Origin of the sequence: Bordetella saccharivorans (genome assembly GCF_045862855.1) — a bacterium.
GTDB classification, from domain to species: Bacteria; Pseudomonadota; Gammaproteobacteria; order Burkholderiales; family Burkholderiaceae_B; genus Bordetella_A; species Bordetella_A petrii_F.
In genome coordinates, this window is sequence record NZ_BAAFZO010000001.1 from 4,395,544 (window position 1) to 4,409,755 (window position 14,212).

At 68.8% G+C, this 14,212-nt stretch carries 15 protein-coding genes; 9 read left to right on the plus strand and 6 right to left on the minus strand.

The window, feature by feature from the left end:
* Positions 1-4 precede the first annotated feature (4 nt).
* The 4 genes from ACKTT0_RS20985 to xsc form a co-directional block, all read right to left on the minus strand.
* Positions 5-1,318 (minus strand): TRAP transporter large permease, encoded by a 1,314-nt coding sequence (locus ACKTT0_RS20985; protein WP_407851704.1) that lies wholly within the window; start codon positions 1,316-1,318, stop codon positions 5-7.
* Entirely contained in the window at positions 1,315-1,851 is a 537-nt protein-coding gene (locus tag ACKTT0_RS20990; protein WP_407851705.1) for a TRAP transporter small permease subunit, read from the minus strand. Before ACKTT0_RS20990 ends, ACKTT0_RS20985 begins: the two co-directional genes overlap by 4 nt.
* Before the next feature lie 60 nt (positions 1,852-1,911).
* Positions 1,912-3,015 carry a TRAP transporter substrate-binding protein gene (locus tag ACKTT0_RS20995; RefSeq protein ID WP_407851706.1) on the minus strand — a complete coding sequence of 368 codons (1,104 nt, stop codon included), beginning with the start codon at positions 3,013-3,015 and terminating at the stop codon, positions 1,912-1,914.
* A 211-nt stretch (positions 3,016-3,226) separates the two neighbouring features.
* Positions 3,227-5,035: a sulfoacetaldehyde acetyltransferase gene (gene xsc, locus ACKTT0_RS21000; RefSeq protein ID WP_407851707.1), complete on the minus strand. Its 1,809-nt coding sequence runs from the start codon at positions 5,033-5,035 to the stop codon at positions 3,227-3,229.
* Positions 5,036-5,194: 159 nt separating this feature from the next.
* Between xsc and ACKTT0_RS21005 the strand changes: the two genes are divergently transcribed.
* Positions 5,195-5,956, plus strand: a complete 762-nt coding sequence (locus ACKTT0_RS21005) for an IclR family transcriptional regulator (RefSeq protein WP_407851708.1) — start codon at positions 5,195-5,197, stop codon at positions 5,954-5,956.
* A gap of 53 nt (positions 5,957-6,009) precedes the next feature.
* Entirely contained in the window at positions 6,010-6,942 is a 933-nt protein-coding gene (locus tag ACKTT0_RS21010; protein WP_407851709.1) for a DUF72 domain-containing protein, read from the plus strand.
* A gap of 13 nt (positions 6,943-6,955) precedes the next feature.
* Here the strand turns inward: ACKTT0_RS21010 and ACKTT0_RS21015 are convergent, their stop codons facing one another.
* Both ACKTT0_RS21015 and ACKTT0_RS21020 read right to left on the minus strand, forming a co-directional pair.
* Positions 6,956-8,428 carry a sensor histidine kinase gene (locus tag ACKTT0_RS21015; RefSeq protein ID WP_407851710.1) on the minus strand — a complete coding sequence of 491 codons (1,473 nt, stop codon included), beginning with the start codon at positions 8,426-8,428 and terminating at the stop codon, positions 6,956-6,958.
* Positions 8,425-9,135: a response regulator transcription factor gene (locus tag ACKTT0_RS21020; RefSeq protein WP_407851711.1), complete on the minus strand. Its 711-nt coding sequence runs from the start codon at positions 9,133-9,135 to the stop codon at positions 8,425-8,427. Before ACKTT0_RS21020 ends, ACKTT0_RS21015 begins: the two co-directional genes overlap by 4 nt.
* Before the next feature lie 127 nt (positions 9,136-9,262).
* Between ACKTT0_RS21020 and ACKTT0_RS21025 the strand changes: the two genes are divergently transcribed.
* From ACKTT0_RS21025 to ACKTT0_RS21055, 7 genes are all read left to right on the plus strand, one after another.
* Positions 9,263-9,895 carry a cytochrome b/b6 domain-containing protein gene (locus ACKTT0_RS21025; RefSeq protein WP_407851712.1) on the plus strand — a complete coding sequence of 211 codons (633 nt, stop codon included), beginning with the start codon at positions 9,263-9,265 and terminating at the stop codon, positions 9,893-9,895.
* 10 nt (positions 9,896-9,905) lie between these two features.
* Positions 9,906-10,697 carry a molybdopterin-dependent oxidoreductase gene (locus ACKTT0_RS21030; protein ID WP_407851713.1) on the plus strand — a complete coding sequence of 264 codons (792 nt, stop codon included), beginning with the start codon at positions 9,906-9,908 and terminating at the stop codon, positions 10,695-10,697.
* A gap of 94 nt (positions 10,698-10,791) precedes the next feature.
* The gene (locus tag ACKTT0_RS21035) at positions 10,792-11,112 is read left to right on the plus strand and encodes a pentapeptide MXKDX repeat protein (protein ID WP_407851714.1); all 321 of its coding nucleotides are present in this window, start codon (positions 10,792-10,794) and stop codon (positions 11,110-11,112) included.
* A 68-nt stretch (positions 11,113-11,180) separates the two neighbouring features.
* Positions 11,181-11,714, plus strand: a complete 534-nt coding sequence (gene msrB / locus ACKTT0_RS21040) for a peptide-methionine (R)-S-oxide reductase MsrB (RefSeq protein WP_407851715.1) — start codon at positions 11,181-11,183, stop codon at positions 11,712-11,714.
* Positions 11,714-12,448, plus strand: a complete 735-nt coding sequence (gene msrA / locus ACKTT0_RS21045) for a peptide-methionine (S)-S-oxide reductase MsrA (RefSeq protein ID WP_407852473.1) — start codon at positions 11,714-11,716, stop codon at positions 12,446-12,448. The genes msrB and msrA overlap by 1 nt, the downstream gene beginning before the upstream one ends.
* Positions 12,449-12,524: 76 nt before the next feature.
* Positions 12,525-13,166: a nucleotidyltransferase family protein gene (locus tag ACKTT0_RS21050; protein ID WP_407851716.1), complete on the plus strand. Its 642-nt coding sequence runs from the start codon at positions 12,525-12,527 to the stop codon at positions 13,164-13,166.
* A complete protein-coding gene (locus ACKTT0_RS21055) occupies positions 13,163-14,188 on the plus strand; it encodes an XdhC family protein (protein ID WP_407851717.1) in 1,026 nt (341 codons plus the stop codon). Before ACKTT0_RS21050 ends, ACKTT0_RS21055 begins: the two co-directional genes overlap by 4 nt.
* Positions 14,189-14,212 lie beyond the last annotated feature (24 nt).

Genomic DNA, 14,212 nt, shown 5'->3' on the forward strand with positions numbered 1-14,212 from the left:
CGCCCTACTCCCTCAACAAAGTGGGCAGCCACAGCGCCAGCTGCGGGAACCACAGTACCAGCAGCAGGCCGGCTACTTGCAGACCCATGAACTGCAGCATGCCCAGGTAAATGTCCTTCAGGCTCCATTGCGGCGCGGCGCCTTTCAGGAAGTACGCCGACAGCGCCACCGGCGGCGACATCCACGCCGTCTGCAGGCAGACCGCCACCAGCGTGCAGAACCAGATCGGGTCGATGCCGAGCTGCCGCACCACCGGCAGGAAGATGGGCACCACGATCAGCACGATCGGCACCCATTCCAACGGCCATCCCAGCAGGAAAATCAGCGCCAGCATCAGCAGCAGGGTGAGCGTGGGCGACAATTGCAGCGCCGTGAGCAGGCCGGCCAGGTACTCGGCGCTGCCCAGGCGCGAGAACACCGCGCCAAAGTAATTTGAGGCCGCCACCAGCAGCAGGATCATGCAGGAGATCTCCAGCGTGGCGAACAGCGCACGCTTGAAGGACGGCCAGCTCATCTTGCGGTAGGCCAGCGTCAACAGCAGCGTGACGAAGGCCCCGCATGCGCCCGCGTCGGTCGGGGTGGCGATGCCGGCGAGGATCACGCCCAGCGTGGACAGGATCACCACCACCACCGGCGCCGACCCCAGCGCCAGCTCTTTCAGCGCATAGCCCAGCGGCCGGCGCAGCGGCGCGGGCAGCGGCGGCCCCAGCGCCGGGTTCAGATGGCTGCGTACCAGGGTGTACAGGATGAACAGCGCCGACAACAGCAGGCCCGGGACGACCGCGGCGGCGAACAGCTCGGTGGCGGGCACGCCCACCACCGGCCCCATCACGATCAGCATGACCGAGGGCGGAATCAATATGCCCAGCGTGCCGCCCGCCGTGATGGCGCCGGCGCTCATGCGGGCGTCGTAGCCGCTCTTGATCATGGTGGGCGCCGCCATCACGCCCAGCAGCGTCACTGACGAGCCGACGATGCCGGTGGCGGCGGCGAAGATCGTGGCTGTGATCAGCACCGCCAGATAGAGCGAACCGCGCACGCCGGCCAGCAGCAACTGCACGCCGCGGAACAGGCGCTGCGCCAGCCCGGATTGTTCCAGCAGGAAGCCCATGAACAGGAAGAACGGCACCGCCGCCAGGGTCGGGTCGCGCATGACCGAGAAGAACTGCAGCGTCATCAAATGCAGGGCCAGCTTGCCCAGCGCCAGCCAGCCCACTCCCAGGGCCACCGCAATCAAGGTGAATACGATGGGAAAGCCGGCAAAGATCGCGAGCACCAGCACCGCCAGCGAGGCCACTCCCAGCAGTTCCGGGCTCATGGCCACTCTCCCCGCGCGACGGCATGGATGCTCTTGAGCGTCTCCGACAGCCCTTGCAGCAGCAGCAAGGCAGTGGCCAGCGGAATGGCGGCCTTGAAGGGCCAGACGATCGGCATCCATGGGCTCGTGACGATGCGTTCATTGCGCTGGAAAGAAGCCCAGAAATAGTCCCAGCCGACGAACAGGAACAGGGTCAAGGCCGGAAAGAACAACAGCAGGTAGCAGGCCAGGTCGACCGCGCCCTGCACGCGCGGCGGCCATTGGTCATAGAACAGGTCGGTGCGGATATGAGCCTTGCGCAGCAGCGTGTAGGCGGATCCCAGCATGAAGAACGAGCCGTACAACATATACGTCATGTCATAGGCCCACACGGTGGGGGCATTGAAAAAGTAGCGACCGACGACCTCATAGACCAGCGACCCGACCATGGGCAGGATCATCCAGGCGACGATCCAGCCGGACCAGCGCGTGATGCGGTCCAGTATCCGCGTCACGCGCATGACGGCGCCGGCCAGCCGCGAGTCCTCTTGCATGCGCGCCTCCATTGTGCGGCGCCCGGCCGGCGAGGGCCCGGCGCGCCAGAGCTGTCCGCCCTAGGGGTTGTCCTTCATCGCGGCATGGCCCAGGCCCGCGTACAAGTCGAGGATCTTGGTCCAGTACGGCACCACGGTCTTGCCGAACTGGCGCTGCGAGTCCAGCACTTCCTTGAAGAAAGGGTCCTTGGCGGCATAGCGGTCCAGCACCGTATTGGTGGCCTTCACGAAGGCGGGATAGAAGTCCGGGGGGGTATCCCGCACCGTCACGTTCTGCGCCTTGAGCTTTTCCAGCGCGCGGGCATTGCGCGCCACATTGAAGGTGTAGGTCTCGCCGATGCTGGCCAGGGACGCCACCCGCACGATTTCCTTGAGGTCATCGGGCAGCTGCTTCCAGAAGGACCGGTTGATCAGCACCTCGCCCACGTCGGTCGACTGGTGCAGGCCCTGCAGGTAGTAGTTCTTCCAGATCGTCTGCAGGCCCAGGTTCACGTCGTCGGCCGGCCCGATCCATTCGGCTGCGTCAATGACGCCGCGCTGGGCGGCCGGCACGATCTCGCCGCCCGGCAGCGCCACCGCGGAGACGCCCATCTCCTTGAAGATCTCGCCCGTGATGCCCGGTGGGGAACGGTATTTCAGCCGCTGGAAGTCGGCCACGCTGCTGATCGGCGCCTTGAACCAACCCAGCGGGTCGGGCCCCATGGGCTGCAGCATGAAGACCTCGACGTCGGCCTTCAGGACGTCGTGATAGAAGCGATCGAGCAACTGGTTGCCGCCGCCCTCATACAGCCACGCCACATGGGATATCTGGTCCAGGCCGGTGCCCGCCCCGGCCATCGGGTTGCTGAACAGCCCGGCGGCCGGGTGCTTGCCCGACCAGTAGTGCGTCCAGGCATAGCCGCCCTCGACAATGCCCTTGTCCACCGCGTCGAGTATCTCGAACGCCGCCACCACCGCGCCGTCGGGCAGGATCTCGACCTTCAGCCGCTGGCCCGACATCTTCTCGATGCGCTGGCCCCAGCGCTGCATCAGCTCGAAATACATGCTGCTGTTGGGCACCGCGGTCTGGATCCGCATGACCTGCGGCGCCGCCTGCGCAGCGCCCGCGGCCGCCAGGGCGAGCGCGCCCAGCGCGCCGCCCAGCCATTTCTTCCAGTGCATCATGTCTGCGCCTCCTCCACGTCGAACGTGGTCTGGATTTATGGTTGTTGCATCGGCACGCCCGCCGGATCCTGCGGCCCGAACCGGCCTTGCAAGATGCCGGATCAGGCTACCGCCGCAACGCTTCGCGGACAATCGCGCCGCGGCTGAGATTCAGCCGGAAAATGCAGAAAATGGAACGGCAAGGCGCGAGACCGTTCCACTATCCGCAGAATCAGTTGCGCACTGGCTCGATCGGCAGCGGCACCTCGCCGGGCCGGAACGCTTCGTTCACATAGGACTTGTATTTGTCGAGCAAGCGCACCGGCTGCTTGAGCGCGTCGCGCCGGAACGGGTCGCCCAGCTCTTGGCTGACCATCATCTCGAGCACGGTGGTCTTGCCCTCGGACTGGGCCTGGCAGGCCGCGCGCAGGGCGTCGCCGACCTGGTCCGCGTGCTCCACCCGCATCCCCTGCACGCCCATGGCGCGCGCCAGCGCGGCGAAGTCCGGGTTCTTCAGGTTGCTGCCGACAAAGCGCCGGCCGTAGAAATCGATCTGGTTCTTCTTTTCCGCGCCCCACTGGCCGTTATGGAACACCACCGCGGTGACGGGGATTTCCTCGCGCACGCAGGTCAGCAATTCCTGGAAACTCATGCACCAGGCCCCATCGCCCACGTAGGCGACCGCCGGCCGGTCGGGGCGGCCCAGCTTGGCGCCGATCAGGGCGGGCAGCGCATAGCCGCAATTGCCGAAGCTCATGGCGGCCAGCATCGAGTCCGGCTCCCGGAAGCGCAGATAGCTGTTGGACACCGAGCAGATATTGCCGATGTCGGTCGACACCATGACATGGTCCGGCATGGCGCGTTCCAGCTCGCGCAGCATGCGGCGCGGATGCATGCGGCCGCCGCCGCGCGAAATGATGTCCAGGCTCCAGTCGTCGCGCTCGTGCGACCAGCTGTCCAGTTCCTGTTCCCACTGCTTCTTTTCTTCCGCGATGCGGGCGCCGCGCTCCTCGCGGTTGCCCAGGCAGGCCGGCTGCGTCGCGGCCAGGCGCGCCGTCAGGGCGGCCGCAGCCGGCTTGGCGTCGCCGCATACCGCCACCGATACCGGTCGCACCAGTCCCAGCATGCGGTGATCGGCGTCGACCTGGATGATGCGGGCCTGCTGCGGCCAGTAATCCAGGCCATGCTGCGGCAAGGTGCCGAACGGCCCCAGGCGCGTGCCCAGCGCCAGCACGACGTCCGCCTGGGCCAGCAGCTTCATGCCCGCCTTCGAGCCCTGGTAGCCCAGCGGACCGCACCATAGCGGATGGTCGGCCGGGAAGGCATCGTTATGCAGGTAACTGGTGACCACCGGGGCGCCCAGCAGCTCGGCCAGCGCGATGCATTCCGGCTGCCCGCCGGAGAACAGCACGCCGCCGCCGGCCACGATCACGGGAAAGCGCGCTTCGGCCAGCAGGCGTGCGGCCGCGTCCAGGTCCTCGTCGGCTCCCGGCCCGCGGCGCACCCGGCGCGGCGCGGGAATGGCGACGTCGATTTCCCCATAGAAATAGTCGCGCGGAATATTCAACTGCGTGGGGCCGCGTTCCGCCATGGCATTGTCGAATGCCTTGCCGGTGAATTCGGCGATGCGGTCCGGCCGGTTGACGTGCGCCTGGTACTTGGTGATGCGCGAGAAAATCGGCAACTGCTCGGTTTCCTGGAAGCCGCCCAGCCCCATGCCGGAAGTGCCGGTTTCCGGCGTGATGGCCACCACCGGGCTGTGCGCCCAGTAGGCCGCCGCCACGCCGGTCACGAAATTGGTAATGCCGGGGCCGTTCTGGGCGATACATACGCCATGCCGGCCGGTCACGCGCGAATAGCCGTCCGCCATGTGGGCGGCGCCCTGTTCGTGCACGGTGGGCACAAAGCGGATGCCGGCCGCCGGGAACAGATCCAGGGCGTCCATGAAGGCCGAGCCCACGATGCCGAAGACATCTTTCACGCCCTGGGCGACCAGCGTCTCGACAAAGGCCTCGCTGGGCGTCATGTGTACCTTGCTCATGCTCCTCTCCTGGCAGATGCGCGGCCGCACGCCTGTCGCGCGGCACAATGGGATCGATTCTGCAGAAGCGGGGCCGGCCTTGCCATAGGCCGGCGTTTCATTTTTCGCGTGTTTTGTGCGACGATGCGCGAGACCGCCAGAAACTTCAATTTTTGAAAGATGAGCGAAGAACCCGGTTCCGCGGCGCTGCGCGCGCTGGCCTTGCTGGAGCACGTGGCGCAGTCCGAGCAGCCGGTCAGCCTGGCTGCCCTGACCCAGGCCACCGGCCTGCCCAAGCCGACCGTGCTGCGCATCCTGTCGCGGCTGGTCGACGCCGGCATGCTGCTGCGCGAGCCGGCCGGCAAGTCCTATGTGTCGGGACCGCGCCTGGCGGCCCTGGCGCGCGACACCCTGCTCAACTCGCCGCTGCGCGCCGCGCGGCGGCGCATCCTGGACAGCCTGGTCGACCAGATCGGCGAAACCTGCAACTGCACCATGCTCGACGGCGACGAGGTCATGTACCTGGATCGCGTCGAAACCGCCTGGCCGCTGCGCCTGAACCTGCAACCCGGCTCGCGCGTCCCGCTGCACTGCACCGCCAGCGGCAAGCTGTTCCTGGCCTACATGCGCAAGGAAGCGCGCACGCGCCTGCTGGCCGCCGCCCCCCTGCCCCGCTATACGCCCAACACGCTGTGCGACGCGGCGGCGCTGGAGCGCGAATTGCGCGCAGTGCGCAAGGAAGGCGCCAGCTTCGACCGCGAGGAATTCCTGGTCGGCATCGTCTGCATGGCCGTGCCCATCCTGCAAGGCCGGCGCGCGATCGCCGCCGTGGCGCTGCACGCCCCGGCGGCGCGCCTGAGCATCGATCAGGCGCGCGAATGGCTGCCCCTCATGCAGGAGGCGGCGGCGGCCCTGTCGGGCACCTACGCCCCGCACACCTGAGAGCGCGGCCCGCTTCTTGCTGGCGTCGCGGCTTTCCGCCTCCATTCTTGATCATGACACGCCCGGCTACCCCCAGCGCGATCCGCATCGGCATCTCCGGTTGGCGCTACGCACCCTGGCGCGGCAGCTTCTATCCCGACGACCTGCCGCAGTCGCAAGAACTGACCTACGCGTCGCACCAGGTGCCTACCATCGAGATCAACGGCACGTTCTACTCGCTGCAGCGGCCCGAGTGGTTCGCGCGCTGGCGCGACGCCACGCCGCGCGGCTTCGTGTTCAGCGTCAAGGGCACGCGCTTTATCTCGCACCGGCTGCGGCTGCGCGAGGTCGAAACGCCGCTGGCCAACTTCCTGGCCTCGGGGCTGTTCGAGCTGCGCGAGAAACTGGGGCCGATCCTGTGGCAATTCCCGCCGTCGATGCGCTTCGACCCGGAGCGTTTCGAGCGTTTCCTGGACCTGCTGCCCCACGATACCGATGCCGCCGCGCGCCTGGCCCGCCGCCATGACGAACGCATGGCCGGGCGCGCGGCGCTGGATCCCGGGCCGCGGCGCCCGCTGCGGCACGCCGTGGAAATCCGCCACGAGAGCTTCACCTGCCCGGAATTCGTGCAGATGCTGCGCGCCCGCGGCGTGGCCCTGGTCACCGCGGACACCGCGGGCAAATGGCCGTTGCTGGAAGACGCCACGGCCGATTTCGCCTACCTGCGGCTGCATGGCGACCGCGAGCTGTACGCCAGCGGCTACACCGAGGCGGCGCTGCGGCGCTGGGCGGCGCGCATCCGCGCCTGGTCGCGCGGCCGCGAACCCGCCGATGCGCGCCGCGCCGGCCCGCGCGCCGCGCGGGCATGGCGCAGCCGCGACATCTACTGCTATTTCGACAACGATGTGAAGGTCAAGGCGCCCGGCGACGCGCGCACGCTGGCGCGCCTGCTCGGCCTGCCGCTGGCGCCGGTCGATCCGCCGGCCGGGGACGCCGGCCCGTCCTGAGGCCGGTGCCGGCTCAGCGCCCGGCCGGCAGCAGGAAGCGGAACACCGCGCCCTGGCCCGGCTCGTCGAGCAGGCGGATTTCGCTGCGGTGCAGTTGCAGAATGCGATGCACGATCACCAGGCCCAGGCCGCCGCTGTCGCGGCGCTGCTGGGTCAGCACCGAGGCGCGCGTGAACAGGCCGGCACGCAGCTCGGCCGGGATGCCGGGGCCGGTATCGCTGACCCGCACCTCGACGCCCTGCTCGGCGCTGCCCAACCGGACCTCGATGCGGCTGCCGGGGGGGCTGTGCCGGATGGCGTTGTCCAGCAAGTTGGTCAAGACTCGCTCGATCATGCCCAGGTCGGCGCGCACGGCCGGCAGGTCGCGCGAAAACTCGATGCCGAGCCGCTGGCTGCGCGCCTCGGCCGCCAGTTCGAATTTCTGGATCACGTCCTGCACCAGCTCCGGCAGCGAAAAAGTGTCGAGCTCGGGCTGCACCAGCCCGGATTCCAGGCGGGCCAGCTCGAACAGTTCTTGCGCCAGCCGGCCGACCTTGCGGCTTTGCCCCAGCGCCGTGTCCAGATAGCGCCGGCGCTCGTCCGGCGCCAGCGTTTCGTCCTTGAAGCGCAGCGTTTCCAGGTAGCCGTGCAGCGAGGTCAGCGGCGTACGCAGGTCGTGCGAAATATTGGCGACCAGGTCGCGCCGCTGCTGGTCCTGGCGCGTCAGTTCGCGCCACTGCTCGGCGATGCGCTGGCCCATCTGCGCGAAGGCGCGGCGCAACACGGCGATCTCGTCGGCGCGTTCGCCCGCCGCGTCATCGTGGGCACGGCGCAGGGCCGCCGCCGCGGCGCCGTCGCCATCGAAATTGCGCACTGCCTGGGTCAGCGCGCGCAGGGGCCGGGTGATCAGGGCAAAAGCGACCAACCCGGCGACCAGTCCCAGCAGCGCCACCAAGGCGATGGTCCAGAGCGTCGTGCGCACCACCGCGCTGGCCGACACGGCCGAGGCCAGCGCATCATGCGCTTCGCCCTGCAGGACGACGTAGACATAGCCCCGGTCGCGGCCGTTCACTTGAATGGGCGCGGCGCTGAAGACCTTTTGCAGGCCCGGGCTGCGCGGGTCGTCGCCGCCGATCGGCAGCGGTTCGCCCGCCAGGAATCGGCGCAGCGGCGCGAGATCGACATGATCCAGCTTGACGCGGCCAGCCGGCGCGGCATCGGCGGCGATGCGCCCGGCGTTGTCCAGCAGGTAGACCTCCACCGCCGGGTTGACGGCCATCAACTGGTCGAACAGCAGCCGCACGGCGTCGCGATTCCAGCCGTCGGCGTCCATCAAGGGGCGGCTAGCGGCAATGTGGGCAGCCAGCCCGCTCGAGAGCCGCTGGATCACTTCCTGCTGGTACCGCTCGTTGGCCGCCATGTGCAGCCAGGCCGACGCGCCGCAGCAGGCCAGCAGCAGCAGGGCGAACACGGCCGACAGGCGCTGGGTAAGGGTCAATCGGCTCATGGCGCGTCTCCGGCGGCCGCCAGTTTGTAGCCGCGGCCCCAGACGGTCAGGATGCGGCGCGGCTCGGACGGATCGTCCTCGATCTTGGTGCGCAGGCGGTTGATGTGGGTGTTGACCGTGTGCTCGTAGCCTTCGTGCTGGTAGCCCCAGACCTGGTTCAGCAGGTCCATGCGGGAAAAGACCTTGCCGGGATGCCGCGCGAAGAAATACAGCAGGTCGAATTCGCGCGGGGTGAGCTCGAGCGGCCGGCCATTCACGACCGCCTCGCGCGCCAGCGGGTCGATCGACAGGCCCGCCAGTTCGAGCCGGCCGGCCTCCAGGCGGACATTGCGCTCCAGCGCGTCGGCGCGGCGCAGCAGCGCCTTGATCCGCGCCACCAGCTCCAGCATGGAAAAAGGCTTGGCCAGGTAGTCGTCCGCCCCGAGTTCGAGCCCCAGGATGCGGTGCACCTCGCTGGAGCGCGCGCTGGTGATGATGATGGGCGTGTAGCGGGCCATGGCGCGGGCCCGCTTGCAGATCTCGAGGCCGTCGATGCCGGGCAACATCAGGTCCAGCACCAGCGCGTCCCAGCGCCCGGCCTCCAGTTGGCGCAGGCCATCGTCGCCATCGGCGGCATGGGCCACGGTATAGCCCTCGTCGCGCAGGTGCAGGCGCAGGAGGTCCGCGATATGGACATCGTCCTCGACGATCAGGATGCGTTTGGGCATGGCGTGGCGGGGCGTATGGAAGCCGGTTCAGTATCCGCTATTGTCGCCAATCGCGGCCAGCCAGTTATCACATTTAATTTAAGTTTGCGTGAGGACTTCGCCATGCGCGGCGGGCAAGAATCACCGCATGGCTACTCCATCGAACCCGCTTCTCCGTGCCGCCGCGGCAAGCCGCAGCCCCGCCGCGCATCCCGCCTGGGTACGCGCCACCCACTGGGTGAATGCGCTGGCCGTGCTCATCATGACGGCCAGCGGCTGGCGCATCTACAACGCCGCGCCGCTGTTCGATTTCGTGTTCCCCGCCGACATCACCCTGGGAGGCTGGCTGGGCGGCGCGCTGCAATGGCATTTTGCCGGCATGTGGCTATTGGCCGGCAACGGCCTGCTCTACCTGGGATGCAACCTGGCCAGCGGCCGGCTGATCCGGCGTTTCTTCCCGCTGTCGGCGCGCGGCATCGCGGCCGACCTGGCCGCCGCGCTGCGCGGGCGGCTGTCGCACGCCGACCCGCGCCGCTACAACCAGGTGCAGCGCGCGGCATACCTGTTCGCGGTGATCGACCTCGTCGTCCTGGTGCTGTCCGGCCTGGTGCTTTGGAAGTCGGTGCAGTTCGAGACGCTGCGAACGCTGATGGGCGGCTATGAGGCGGCGCGCTACGTGCATTTCATCGCCATGGCCTTGTTGACGGGTTTCGTGGCCGTGCACCTGGCCATGGTGGCGCTGGTGCCGCGCACGCTCATGACCATGATCCGTGGCCGTTGAGGAGACAGGCATGAAGATTCCCAAGCCTATCGCGCTCTCCGGCCTGGATGGCCCGGCCATTCTGAAGGAAGCCCGCAAACTGCTGGCCCCGCGTGTCCAGCAGCCCGCGCGCAGGGCATTCCTGCAACGCACGCTGACCCTGGGCGGGCTGGCCATGCTGACCGGTTGCAGTCTCAGCGATGACGACAGCGTTGAACAGGCATTGGCGGCCATCTCGCGCTTCAACGACCGCGTGCAGGCCGGAATCTTCGATCCGAACCAGTTGGCGCCCACCTATCCGGAATCGATGATCACCCGCCCCTTTCCCTTCAATGCCTACTACGGCATCGAGGACGTGCCGCAAGTGGACGAAGCCTCGTTCCGGCTCGAGGTGACCGGGCTGGTCGCCGACAAGCGCGCCTGGCGCCTGCAGGAACTGCGCGGCATGGCGCAGGTGGATCAGATCACCCGCCACATCTGCGTGGAGGGCTGGAGCGCCATCGGCAAGTGGGGCGGCGTGCGCTTCTCGGACTTCCTCGAGCGCGTGGGCGCCGACCGGCAGGCCAAGTATGTCGGGTTCAAGTGCGCCGACGACTACTACACCAGCATCGACATGCCCACGGCGCTGCATCCGCAGACCCTCCTGGCGCTGACCTATGACGGCCAGACCTTGCCCGCCGAGTACGGCTTCCCCATGAAGCTGCGCATGCCGACCAAGCTTGGCTACAAGAACCCCAAGCACATCCAGGCGATTTTCGTGACCAACACCTACCCCGGCGGCTACTGGGAAGACCAGGGCTACAACTGGTTCGGCGGCAGCTAGGGCCTGCTCGCTCTAAAAGGAGCAGGCCCTAGGCCGGCCGGTTCCGATGATTTTCCACCCGCGGCGCGGCCGCGACAACCACGAGGACCTCACCATGAACAAGCTCTCCACCTGCGTTTTCTCGATGTGCCTGGCGCTGGCCGCAGGCAGCGCGTTCGCCGCCGACCAGATGGCCAAGGACGGCATGGCCAAGGACGGCATGGCCAAGGACGGCATGTCGAAAAGCTCGATGTCCCGCGACGGCATGGGCAAGCATGGCGGCATGTCGAAGGATGGCATGGCCAAGGATGGCATGTCGAAAAGCTCGATGTCCCGCGACGGCATGGGCAAGCATGACAACATGTCGAAGGACGGAATGTCGAAAGACAGCATGCAAAAAGGCTCCGGCATGTCGAAGGATGGCATGAAGAAATAATCGCCACCTTGCCGGCGGGGTGGCCGCTCCGGTACGGGAGCCCACCGCCGCCCAATGCGGAGCACACTGTGAAACCGACCCGTAGATCATTCCTGGCCGCCGGCGGCGGCGCCGCGCTGGCGAGCCTGCTGGGCGTCCTGGCCGGCTTGCGCCACGGCGTGGCGCAAGCCGCGCCCGCCGACTTCCCTGTTGTCCGCAGCGACGCGCAATGGCGCGCCCTGCTCACTCCCGAGCAATACCGCATCCTGCGCCAGGCGAGCACCGAACGGCCCTATTCCAGTCCGCTGGACCACGAGCACCGGGCCGGCACATACGCCTGCGCCGGTTGCGGGCAGGCGCTGTTCTCGTCAGGCACGAAGTTCGACAGCGGCACCGGCTGGCCCAGTTTCTGGCAACCCCTGCCGCACGCCGTCGGCACGGCCGGCGACCACAGCTACGGCATGGTCCGCACTTCGGTCCATTGCGCGCGCTGCGGCGGCCACCTCGGCCACGTGTTCGACGACGGGCCGCCGCCAACCGGCCTGCGCTACTGCATGAACGGCGCGGCAATGCAGTTCGCGCCGTCGGCATCGCCGGCCGCCTCGACAAGGAGCCCGTCATGATGAGAACCCGTAATTCGCCGCCGCCGGCCGCCCCGGGCCGCCGCGCCGCCTGCCTGCGGCTGGCCGGCGCCGGGCTGCTGGCCATGGCCGGCTGGCTCGCCATCCAGCCGGCCGGCCGCGCGGCCGATGCCGTATTCGAGATCCCGCCGCCGGCCCGCGACGTGCCCGCCGCCGGCGGCACGGCCACGGCGGTACTCGCGGGCGGCTGCTTCTGGGGTGTGCAGGCGGTGTTCCAGCATGTCGAAGGGGTCCGCGAGGCACTCTCGGGCTACGCCGGCGGCAGCGCCGCCACCGCCGACTACGAGACCGTCAGCGGCGGACGGTCCGGGCATGCCGAGGCGGTGCGCATCACCTATGACCCGGCCCGCGTCAGCTATGGAAAGCTGCTGCAGATCTACTTCTCGGTGGTCCACGACCCGACCCAGCGCAACCGCCAGGGCCCGGACGTGGGGCCGCAGTACCGCTCGGCCATCTTCCCGGCCGACGCGGCGCAGCGCCAGGTCGCCGAAGCCTACATCGCGCAGCTCGACAGCTCCGGCGCCTATCCCGGCCCGCTGGCCACGGCGATAGAACCCCTCCAGGGCTTCTACCCGGCGGAAGACTACCACCAGGATTACCTGGCGCGGCACCCGGACAGTCCATACATCATCATCAACGACCAGCCCAAGGTCGACAACCTGGCCCGCGCCTACCGCGCCTACTATCGCGCCCGGCCGGCGCTGGTGCGCCCCTGACGCCGGCGCCAGCCGCTTGACGCTGCCCGTCACCCGGGCATAACCTCGGAATCGGCTCCAGGTTATGGAAGGGAACTTGTCCACGACATCGGCGGTGCATCATTGGGTAGGCGTCCTGCTGGCGGCGGGCGAAGGCGCGCGCTACCTCGCCGCGCGGCGAGCCCTGCGCGATGCCGCCAACAAGCTGCTGGCCTGCCTGCCCGACGGCCGCCCGGTGGCCGAGGCCAGCGCCAGCACGCTGCTGGGCGCCCTGCCCGACACGATCGCGGTGGTCGCCAGCCGCCCGCCCGAACTGCCGGCCCTGCTCTCGCGCCTGGGGTGCTCCATCCTGACGGCGCCGCCCGCGCCGCGCGGCATGGGCGTGTCGCTGGCCGCCGCGGCCCGACACTTGCTCGATCGCCCCGCTCCCGGCGGCCAGCTGCCCGGCTGCGTCGTGGCCCTGGCGGACATGCCATGGCTGCGCCCCGACACCCTGCGCCGGCTGCTGGAGCACGCCGCCGGCGATCGCATCGTCGCGCCGTTGTACGACGGCCGGCGCGGCCACCCGGTGGTGTTCGGCGGACAATACCTGGCCGAACTGGCCGAGCTCGACGGCGACGTCGGGGCCCGGGCACTGCTGGCGCGCCATGGTGTACTGGAAATCGAATGCGACGATGCGGGCGTATTGCGCGACATCGACGTCCCCCAAGATCTGCACACAGGAAACCCAAGCTCATGAATCCGCTCGACATGGATGTACTGCGCCAGGCGCGCGACTGGGTCGTTGCCGGGCATGCCGTGCACCTGGCCACGGTGGCCCAGACCTGGGGCTCGGCGCCGCGCCAGGCCGGCGCGCTGATGGCCCTGCGCGGCGACGGCCGCATGATCGGTTCGGTGTCGGGCGGCTGTGTCGAGGACGACCTGATCGCGCGCGCCCGCGCCGGCTCCCTGCCCGCCCATCCCGACCGCATTACCTATGGCGTGACCGGCGACGAGGCAGCCCGCTTCGGCCTGCCCTGCGGGGGCACGCTGCGCCTGGTGGTGGAGCCGCTGCAAGGTACCCAATGGCTGGACGCCGTGCTGGCGGACATCGGCCAGCAGCGCCTGGTGGCGCGCACGCTCGACCTGCACTCCGGCGCCTGTACGCTGGCCCCGGCCAGCCCGGCGGACGGGCCGGATTTCGACGGCCGCGTGCTGCGCTCGGTGTACGGCCCGCAATGGCGGCTGCTGATCATCGGCGCCAACCAGACCGCCCGGGCGCTGTGCGGCATCGCCGCGATGCTCGATTTCCGCGTGCTGGTCTGCGACCCGCGCGAAGAGCTGTACGCGGGCTGGGACGCGCCCCATGGCACGCTGATCACCAGCATGCCGGACGATGCCGTACTGGAGATCGGCGTGGACGAGCGCACGGCCATCGTCGCCCTTACCCATGATCCCAAGCTCGACGACATGGCGCTGCTGGAGGCCCTGAAGTCGCCCGCCTTCTACGTGGGCGCGCTGGGCTCGCGTCCCAACCAGGCCAAGCGGCGCGAGCGGCTACGCCAGTTCGACCTGGACGATGCCCAGATAGCGCGGCTGCACGGCCCGGTAGGCCTGCGCATCGCCAGCCGCACCCCGGCGGAAATCGCCGTGGCGGTGGCCGCCGAACTGGTATGGGTGCGCAATTCGCTGGGCACCGGGCAAGCCTCGTCGCACCTGGATGTCGGCAGCCTGCCGCCGGCGGACGGCGTGCCGCGCTTGAAGACCGACCCGACGCCCTAGGCCCGGCCCCCAGGAGCCCGGCCG

What these genes read in the sequence shown, in the direction of transcription:
- ACKTT0_RS20985 (WP_407851704.1), bottom strand. Translation starts at nt 1,318, where the DNA reads ATGAGCCCGGAACTGCTGGGAGTGGCCTCGCTGGCGGTGCTGGTGCTC.
- ACKTT0_RS20990 (WP_407851705.1), bottom strand. Translation starts at nt 1,851, where the DNA reads ATGCAAGAGGACTCGCGGCTGGCCGGCGCCGTCATGCGCGTGACGCGG.
- ACKTT0_RS20995 (WP_407851706.1), bottom strand. Translation starts at nt 3,015, where the DNA reads ATGATGCACTGGAAGAAATGGCTGGGCGGCGCGCTGGGCGCGCTCGCC.
- xsc (WP_407851707.1), bottom strand. Translation starts at nt 5,035, where the DNA reads ATGAGCAAGGTACACATGACGCCCAGCGAGGCCTTTGTCGAGACGCTG.
- ACKTT0_RS21005 (WP_407851708.1), top strand. Translation starts at nt 5,195, where the DNA reads ATGAGCGAAGAACCCGGTTCCGCGGCGCTGCGCGCGCTGGCCTTGCTG.
- ACKTT0_RS21010 (WP_407851709.1), top strand. Translation starts at nt 6,010, where the DNA reads ATGACACGCCCGGCTACCCCCAGCGCGATCCGCATCGGCATCTCCGGT.
- ACKTT0_RS21015 (WP_407851710.1), bottom strand. Translation starts at nt 8,428, where the DNA reads ATGAGCCGATTGACCCTTACCCAGCGCCTGTCGGCCGTGTTCGCCCTG.
- ACKTT0_RS21020 (WP_407851711.1), bottom strand. Translation starts at nt 9,135, where the DNA reads ATGCCCAAACGCATCCTGATCGTCGAGGACGATGTCCATATCGCGGAC.
- ACKTT0_RS21025 (WP_407851712.1), top strand. Translation starts at nt 9,263, where the DNA reads ATGGCTACTCCATCGAACCCGCTTCTCCGTGCCGCCGCGGCAAGCCGC.
- ACKTT0_RS21030 (WP_407851713.1), top strand. Translation starts at nt 9,906, where the DNA reads ATGAAGATTCCCAAGCCTATCGCGCTCTCCGGCCTGGATGGCCCGGCC.
- ACKTT0_RS21035 (WP_407851714.1), top strand. Translation starts at nt 10,792, where the DNA reads ATGAACAAGCTCTCCACCTGCGTTTTCTCGATGTGCCTGGCGCTGGCC.
- msrA (WP_407852473.1), top strand. Translation starts at nt 11,714, where the DNA reads ATGAGAACCCGTAATTCGCCGCCGCCGGCCGCCCCGGGCCGCCGCGCC.
- ACKTT0_RS21055 (WP_407851717.1), top strand. Translation starts at nt 13,163, where the DNA reads ATGAATCCGCTCGACATGGATGTACTGCGCCAGGCGCGCGACTGGGTC.